We start from the raw sequence: 8397 nt of genomic DNA, 5'->3' as shown, positions 1-8397 counted from the left end.
AACTTAAATTGCCCTTTCTTTGAATATAAAATCTTCTCTTTTTACTGAAAAAATTCCTTTAACCGATAACTTATCATTTAAGCTGATTTCCGATGTATGCCAAACATTGCATGGCCGATAATCCCCATTGAGCAACAGCATTAGTTGAAATGTTTTCGCCTTCCTCAATTGTCCTCAGAACAATCGGAGGATCAATTTTGGTTAACTTTTTAGTAGTTTTTTTTAAACCTCCTTCACCTTGATAAAACTCATTCCATGCACGTTGTGCCAATCTGGCATCATTGAGATGATACGCAGCAAATGCTGTTAAACGAGCATGTCCCTGTGCAAGGTTTAGCTTAAAGCTTTGTCCAAGATAGGCCTTTTGCTCTTCGTCTGTTCCATTATAGAGTTCACAATATTTTAGCCATGCCTGCTTAAATTCTGGCATATCAATAAGGTCAACAAGCTCAAAACAGATTTCAGTCAATCCAAAAACCGCACTTAAATGAGATACCGAAACTTTGTTGATGGGTTGTTGAGCAAATTTTCCAGTAGCAATTTCCATAATTCCTTCCCCATGAAAAAACCCTTTGGGTTGTGATGCGATGGTTTTCATACTGTTGAGAAGTTTATTCTTAATCTGTTCATTTTCGGTACGCTCCCATTCGGTCAACCATGCTGAAGCTAGCGCGCCCCAGTCTGTACCAAATGACATACTAACCAATTTTTTATCAGAATCATTTTGTGGTGCTTTTTGTCCGATTTTTCTTCCGGGCACTACTTCTCTCAAGGTCTTATCACCCTTGACTTGCTCGCGCATCAAATCTCCCACACGTTCGTCAGCTGTTAGGTAGTAGTAAAAGCGACGATTCGCTGCAGTGCTAATTCTCAACTGTTTGGCACTACAGCCCCAATGCAATACATTATGACGAGAGCCCAATGGACTAAACCTACCAATGTGGTGTACATCCACTTCGCCCGTATGACGAGTCATGGCTTCAGCCATCGCAAATACATCTTTGTTGCCAGTTCTCAAAAAATAATACCATAACCACAAATCAGTAGAAAGCTCAGAGTTATCCCAAGCAAAACCACCAATATCATATCGCCACACATGACGGTCATTATCATACGAATGCATGACATCCCCGTAATTCCAGAAACCATACCAGCGACGCTCTTCAACTTGTTGTTGGTAATAATTGAAATAAAAAGCAAGTTGCTCTTCAATAGATTTATGCTTTTCGGTATTTGTATTTGGTAAACTGATGGCGTTTCCAAAAACACGTGCTTGAATAAATTGCTCTGTTGCCACCATCAGCCTAGGTGGTGTTTCGATGGCCTCCGAAATCTTACTCAAGGTCTCATGCGAAGGCGTTTCTGTAAATGTATGGATAAAAAATTCACTTGTGCGAGCAGTACCATACGGACGCCCAAATTCGGGTTCGTAGTCTTCGTAGGTAATATCCAAGCCTTCTCTTTGCTCTTCGAAACTGAGCTGTCCCATTCCATCATGATAGAATCGTAAATCCATAGCTGGAGATTTTGGTGCCCAAAACCAGAGAGTCATTTGTGCCACATCGCTATAAGCCTGACGGATATCAAGTTGAGCTGGATAACTTTGCCAAAAATGCCTTAATCCTAGCGAAACTCCTCCTGTCGGAGTTCCTAGATACGCTAATCCACTAGCTCGCTGCCCACTAGCCGCCTGAATCCAACCATAACCCGATTTAGTTCTTTTTTGAATATCAAAACCATCACTAGAACCCTGAAACAAGGTATAATCTCCAAAAGCAGGAATGTATTTTAGTAAATGTTGAATATTGGGTGGCAAAATACCAACAGGTTTTCCTTCAAATTGTGCTTGAGTGACGTCTTTTCCGGGATTACGACGAAGCCCCGTAAAGCCTTGGACTGCTTCGGCAAATACCCCTCCATTGCTTCCTACAAAACGAATATGTCTGTTATAGAGGGGCGTATCTTTTAATAAGGTTTCAAAACGAAAACCAATACCTTTGATAAAATCCTGTTGTTCATTAGCATCATATACAAAAGAATGAATCGCTCGAATCGACTCAGTATTTTCATAAAAGTAAAGTCGTAACACAAAAGGCAGGAGTTGTTTGCCTTCAGGGTTTTGATGAATGCCTTCTATTTTTACTACAGCTCGTACAGTTCCTTGATTTTCTAATTGAACTTTTTGAATACTACTTTCAAAATTTTGTAATTGTGCTACATCTGACCACTCGCCATCAGCTTGATTTTGTACTTGTAAAACCAGTTTTCCTTGTTGGGCTACTAATTTTTGTTGTGCATGAAAAAGGGCTTTAATGATTGTATTACCTGTTTTGGCAATTTCACAACGGATTTTCCCTGTATCAATTACTATAGTATCTTGATGCTCATTAATCTTCAGTTTACCATCTTGTGGTTTTTGCCCAATTTTCACTTGCCAATGCTCACTTATTTTCTCTTTCGCTCCGATTGCAAATGCCGACCATTTGACACTTCCATCTGGCCAAAAAGCCAAAGGCCACGATTGGCTATTTTGTACGATACCATCTTGTAAAACGGCTAAAGGTGTATCTTTTTTGACACTCCCTTTGGGCCAAGAAATCCCCCAGGTGGTGCCTTGTAATGTACTCGGGGCTTGTCCAGACAACCAGTGCAGAATACCCCCTTCGCTGGCTGGAATCAGATTTTTGGTTTGATGTTCTGTAGCTAAAATCTGATGGGAGGTCAGTGAGCCAGCAGTGCTTGCTAATAAGGTATTTTTGACGAAATCTCTTCTTGACACTTGAAATTGTTTTTTCATAACTTATCTATTAGAGGTAAAATAAATAACCAATAGGGAGGCTATAATACAAGGTTTGATTACTTTCTTTTGTAATAGACTTTACGCCGTAAGCTAAAGGAAAGAGCGTATTTCTTATAGAATTTTATCGACCTTTAATGCCTGCCTACGGCTTTGGGCACACAACTTAAAGCTAAGTTTACAGGATTACTTATCGCCTAAAGCAATGCTACACAATTTTCAAGATATATTTTCATATTGCCGTCCTGCTTCGTTAGGTTTATCAAAGGATAGGGCAGGACAAGCTACTTGGTAATCGTCTGTAGAGTATTTGGGGGTATTGGTTCAAAATCCTATCTTTATATAGTTGCCATCAACAAATAAATGATTTTTATCTCAACCAATTATGCTTCAAAAATTACAGACAAGTCTTCAACGAAATCCTTGGGCATTTCAAATATTTGCATCACTTACCGCCTTTTTTACTTATTTATGCTTTTATCCTTTTAGGCGAGCCTACACGGCAGCTACTTATGAAAATTGGCTATATTGGGGAATACAATTTAAAATTTTGATGATTACAGCTCAGGTATTGGGCTTTGCGGTATCAAAAGGTATAGGGGTAAAATATGTTTCGGAAATGTTACCCGAAAACCGTTCAAAAAATTTAATTATAATGTTGGCACTTTCATGGGGTGCCTATTTTTTATTTGCCTTGACCCCCGCTCCTTATAATCTAGCCTTCATTTTTTTGGCAAGTCTTCCTTTAGGAATGGTTTATGGAACGATTTTAGGCTTTTTGGAAGGGCGAAGGAGTACCGACCTACTCGTAGCAGTACTAACGGCTTCGTTTATATTAGGCTCTGGTTTTGCCAAAAGTATCGGAAAGTGGGTAATGGATTTCTGGGGAGTATCCGAATTTTGGATGCCCTTTCTAGCTTGTGCTATTATGTTTGTGCCTTTTGCTATATGTGCAACGCTTATGGGGCAATTACCTGCCCCCAATGCCGAGGATATCACCAGTAGAACATTACGTAAACCCATGCTCAAAGGTGACCGAAAAGCTTTTGTCAGAGACTTCGTTTTTAGTTTAAGCATCTTTGTGGTATCGTATATCGTACTAACTACCTTCCGTGAATTTAGAGATAATTTTACACCTGAAATCTGGAAACTTTTGGGATACGCCAATAACTCAGCTATTTTTACCCAAACCGAAACCCCTATTGCAATTGCCGTTTTATTACTAATGGCTTCGATGCGATGGATAAAAAATAATTATCAGGCATTTTTTATGATTGAGATGCTAATGCTTTTGGGGGGCATATTGATTGGCTTAAGTACATTCTTATATCAAGCTGGGATGATTGGGCCTGTGCTTTGGCTAACGCTGTTGGGCTTAGGGGTGTATGTGGCTTATTCGATGTGTAATAGCTTGTATTTTGAGAGAATGCTTGCCTCTTTCCAACGTACTGGGACAGTAGGCTTCTTGATTACTTTAGCAGATTATTATGCTTATTTAGGCAGTATTGCCGTACTTTTTTATAAAAACTTCTTCCAGAAAAGTATCAATTATCTTGACTTCTTTATAAAACTATCCTATGTTGTTTCGGTCATCTACATCGTATTGGTGATACTATCGATTGGATATTTACATAGAAAATATACCAATAATCAGTAAACCATAAGACGCTGGCCTATGGTCTACTGATTATTACAGCTATTTTTTCATATAAGTTGTATCCAAGAAATCGTATCGAGGTTCAATAGTAGATTTTTCGGCTCTTGAATTGACATCAATAATCATCACAGGCGGTTGTTTGTCGCCTGCTTTGGCGGCTGGCCACTCGGGCAATTTATCGCCATTAGGATTTCCAAGCTTTATAAAGTTGGCAAAAAAATTACACATCGTGTCTGATACTTTATAATCATCAGCTGTCCAAGCGTAATCTTTGATTAAGTGAAGATTGCCCATGCAATATTCTATTTCGCAAGCGTGTGGAGCACCCACTGGCTCTGGTGCCTTGGGAGCATCCTCCTTTTTGACTGTTCCACCAGCCAAACCCGATGCGAGAGATTGGTCCACCAAAGGAGGGCGAACTTTGCTATACAAATAACGATATACTGGCTGGGGCGAGTTGTTTCTATGTAAATCAAACCACTTCCAAGTACTGTATGAAATGAAGCGGTCTGAAGCCAATTGAGTAGCCGATAATTCTACTTCCTTTTCTGTTGCATGCGGATACAAGGCCAATACCTTGTCTGCTTCGGTTGGGTACTCTTTCTTTACTCGTTCGATAAACTTTTCGGGCGTGTATGGTTGTCCCATCATAAAGGCCATACCCGGAATTTCAGCAGAATTCCAGCCTAATAAAAGTGGTACTTGCGCTTGTTGTTTGGCTTCAAAAATTTGAGGTAAAGTTTTAGGCAAAAAGTATCCATCTAGTACAACAGGAAAACCAAACCTTTTTGATTCTGTATAAATCTCATACAACTCTCGTGTACTCATAGCACGCAATTGCTTCAAGCTTGGAACACCCGCATTTTTGGCAAAATCCGCACCTTGTTTTTCTGCTTCTGCCAAGGTAACTGGTGCCATAGTGGGTCCTATCCCCGCACCACTCTCACCAATTGCACCGTGAAATAAGCCTTTCGATAATGGAGAGCCCATTTGATAACTCACTGATATCGACCCTGCAGATTCGCCTGCAATCGTAACTTGATTAGGATTACCTCCAAACTTAGCAATATTACGTTTTACCCACTGTAGCGCTGCTACTTGATCTAAGTAACCATAATTTCCAGAACCTTTGTAAGGTGATTCTGAGCTTAATTCGGGATGAGCAAAATTTCCGAAAATATTCAATCGATAGTTACATGTCACCACTACAATCCCTTTTTTTGCCATAGTACCGCCGTCATAACGTGGCTCTGAGCCATCGCCTGCCACATTGCCACCGCCATAAAAATACACCAACACGGGTAAGTCCTTTGTGTTGCGTTTGGCAGGTGTCCAAACATTTAAGTATAAACAGTCTTCGCTAAGTCCATTTGAGCGAGAGGCCATATCTCCAAAAACGATAGATTGAACAGGACGAGGACCAAATTTTTTAGTTTCCTTTACGCCTGCCCAATTATCTACTGGTTGTGGAGCCTTCCAACGCAACTGGCCAACGGGTGGCTTGGCAAAAGGAATACCAAAATACGTTTGTACTCCCGACTGTGTATCGTAATTACCTTCGATTACACCATTTTCTATGGTTGTTTGTACAGGAAAATTAAAATTGGTTTGAGCAATCATCGTGCTTGATGCTAAGCAAACTATGCTTGCGAGAATAGTAAGATGCTTTTTCATAAATTGGATAAATGTTCTATTGTCTCACTTGGTGACAATAATAAGGTCTTTTCACAAAAAATCCAATTATTTTTTTATTTAATACTAAAAATAACCGTTGTTTTTATAAAAAATAAGAACTTTGGAGGGGTTTCTCTTTATCAATGAAACCTTCTTTGTCATTCTCCAATTTATTAGTTAGACAATAGTCGAAACTCAAACTTATTACATTTCCCCAATCAAATGATGCACGAACAATTCATTTTATCTAATCAAGTATCTATCCCAAGTATCGGTTTTGGTACTTGGCAAGCACCCAATGGCGAGGTGGCCATAAGCTCGGTCAAATATGCCATCGAATCTGGTTATACCCATATCGATACAGCCGCTATTTATGGAAACGAAAAAAGTATTGGTCAGGCAATCAAAGAAAGTGGCGTTACTCGTGAAAAATTATTTATCACAAGTAAAGTATGGAATTCTGACCGTGGGTACGAGTCGACCAAGAAAGCATTCCATAATACGTTGAGTGATTTACAACTTGAGTACTTGGACCTGTATTTAATCCATTGGCCTGCCAACAGCAAGCAATTTGATAACTGGCAGAGCATCAATGCCGAAACCTGGCGCGCGCTAGAAGACCTATACAAAGCAGGGAAAATTAAAGCAATTGGCGTAAGTAACTTCATGGTGAAACATCTACAAACGCTATTAAAAACTGCTGAAATAAGACCTATGGTCAACCAAATAGAGTTTCATCCTGGTCATCGTCAGGCGGAAGTTGTGGAGTTATGCCAACAAAACAATATTTTGATAGAGGCTTGGAGTCCACTTGGAACAGGTAAAATGCTAACCAATCCTACATTAGTAGCTATCGCAGCCAAATACGGAAAGTCTGTTGCCCAACTTTGTGTGCGTTGGTGTTTGCAAAATGGTACTTTGCCATTACCAAAATCAGTAACACCGAGTCGTATCGACGAAAATAAAGTTGTTTTTGATTTTGAAATCAGTGTAGAAGATATGCAAACTATTAATCAAATGCCCTATTGTGGTGGTTCAGGATTAGATCCAGACTTAGTGGATTTTTAAGCTTTGGGCATTCGGCAAAAACATATCTAGCGTTACTAAAAAACAATTTAACACTCTTTGCCTTGTGCCTAAAACACAACCACCTTTCGCCAACTATCCAATTTTAATACTAGACTAATGAAAAAACAATTTCTTCAATCAGTACTGACTTTAGGTGTTATAACGCTAAGTTTTTCATCTTTTGTAGGAGTTTCTGACCAACCAAATCAGCTTTCAGAACAAGAAAAGAAAGAAGGATGGACTCTGTTATTTGATGGTAAAACTACCAATGGATGGCATTTGTACAACAAAGGAAAAACACCCAGCGCATGGATTGTACAAAACAATGAATTGTTTTGTAAACCCGACACCTTTACAGTAGAACACGGCGATTTGATAACGGACAAAGAATTTCAGAACTTTGATTTACGTTTTGAATGGAAAATTACTGTAGGTGGCAACAGTGGTGTATTTTTTAATGTAGTGGAAAAAGAAACTAACCCAACAGCTTGGTCAACGGGACCCGAATACCAGCTGCTCGACACCAAACATGATGATTACGAGGCCAATATGAAAAAACGAGCAGGATGTCTTTACGGATTTTTTCCTCAAAAAAATATAGCAGTGACTAAGCCTGCTGGCGAATGGAACGAGTCTCGTATTAAGCAAACAAACGGTAAAATAGAATTCTATCTAAACGGAGTTTTGACAGCAGAACAAGATTTAACTTCGAAAGGGTGGAAAGATTTAGTGGCTAAAAGTAATTTCAAATACTTTCCTACTTTTGGCAAAACTACTAAGGGTCATATCGCACTTCAAGACTGGTCTAAAGGAATAGCTTTTAGAAATATTAAACTCAAAGAGCTATAATACTCAAAAGGTTTTTGTCATACGTTATCTCAAATTTTGGCAAAATCCTTTAAAAAATCTGTAGCTTTTGTTTGTTGGTATGTTCAGGTGATCCTACACATCTTTAGTTCGTGCTAAAATCTACTGACCTGCTAGGCATGAGACACATGGCCAAGTACCTATAAAATAAGAGATAGAAGTATTTAAAACTTAGATATACGGTATAAGTATATAAAATATTTTCAGGAGGTCAAAAAAGAATTCTGAAGCATATAAATATAAGTATCCGAAAAGGGAGGTTTTCTTAATTCCCTATTTTCGCTCAGGAAGAAAGTAACACCTCTGTAGGCATACCAAAATCTTGATGTAACTT

The 8397-nt window shown here is 39.0% G+C and carries 5 protein-coding genes; 3 read left to right on the top strand and 2 right to left on the bottom strand.

The features are described 5' to 3' along the window. Positions 1 to 73: 73 nt before the first annotated feature. The gene (locus tag ACOVQ4_RS17860) at positions 74 to 2797 is read right to left on the bottom strand and encodes a Tat pathway signal sequence domain protein (protein WP_421821977.1); all 2724 of its coding nucleotides are present in this window, start codon (positions 2795 to 2797) and stop codon (positions 74 to 76) included. Between the two features lie 385 nt (positions 2798 to 3182). Between ACOVQ4_RS17860 and ACOVQ4_RS17855 the strand changes: the two genes are divergently transcribed. Beyond that, positions 3183 to 4454 (top strand): DUF5690 family protein, encoded by a 1272-nt coding sequence (locus tag ACOVQ4_RS17855; protein WP_421821976.1) that lies wholly within the window; start codon positions 3183 to 3185, stop codon positions 4452 to 4454. A gap of 39 nt (positions 4455 to 4493) precedes the next feature. On the opposite strand, the gene ACOVQ4_RS17850 is transcribed toward ACOVQ4_RS17855, so the two are convergent. Continuing rightward, positions 4494 to 6128, bottom strand: a complete 1635-nt coding sequence (locus ACOVQ4_RS17850) for a carboxylesterase/lipase family protein (protein ID WP_421821975.1) — start codon at positions 6126 to 6128, stop codon at positions 4494 to 4496. A gap of 222 nt (positions 6129 to 6350) precedes the next feature. On the opposite strand from ACOVQ4_RS17850, the gene ACOVQ4_RS17845 reads away from it, so the two are divergent. Continuing rightward, positions 6351 to 7196 (top strand): aldo/keto reductase, encoded by an 846-nt coding sequence (locus ACOVQ4_RS17845; RefSeq protein WP_421821974.1) that lies wholly within the window; start codon positions 6351 to 6353, stop codon positions 7194 to 7196. Between the two features lie 117 nt (positions 7197 to 7313). Continuing rightward, on the top strand, positions 7314 to 8045 hold the full coding sequence (locus ACOVQ4_RS17840; protein ID WP_421821973.1) for a 3-keto-disaccharide hydrolase: 732 nt from the start codon (positions 7314 to 7316) through the stop codon (positions 8043 to 8045). Positions 8046 to 8397: the final 352 nt, after the last annotated feature.

The organism is Flectobacillus sp. (assembly GCF_049240685.1).
Classification (GTDB): domain Bacteria; phylum Bacteroidota; class Bacteroidia; order Cytophagales; family Spirosomataceae; genus Flectobacillus.
The sequence above is the reverse complement of the archived record's forward strand: the minus strand, read 5'-3'. Positions and strand labels throughout refer to the sequence as shown.

Coding starts and splice junctions, on each gene's coding strand:
- ACOVQ4_RS17860 (WP_421821977.1), bottom strand. CDS start 2,797: ATGAAAAAACAATTTCAAGTGTCAAGAAGAGATTTCGTCAAAAATACC.
- ACOVQ4_RS17855 (WP_421821976.1), top strand. CDS start 3,183: ATGCTTCAAAAATTACAGACAAGTCTTCAACGAAATCCTTGGGCATTT.
- ACOVQ4_RS17850 (WP_421821975.1), bottom strand. CDS start 6,128: ATGAAAAAGCATCTTACTATTCTCGCAAGCATAGTTTGCTTAGCATCA.
- ACOVQ4_RS17845 (WP_421821974.1), top strand. CDS start 6,351: ATGATGCACGAACAATTCATTTTATCTAATCAAGTATCTATCCCAAGT.
- ACOVQ4_RS17840 (WP_421821973.1), top strand. CDS start 7,314: ATGAAAAAACAATTTCTTCAATCAGTACTGACTTTAGGTGTTATAACG.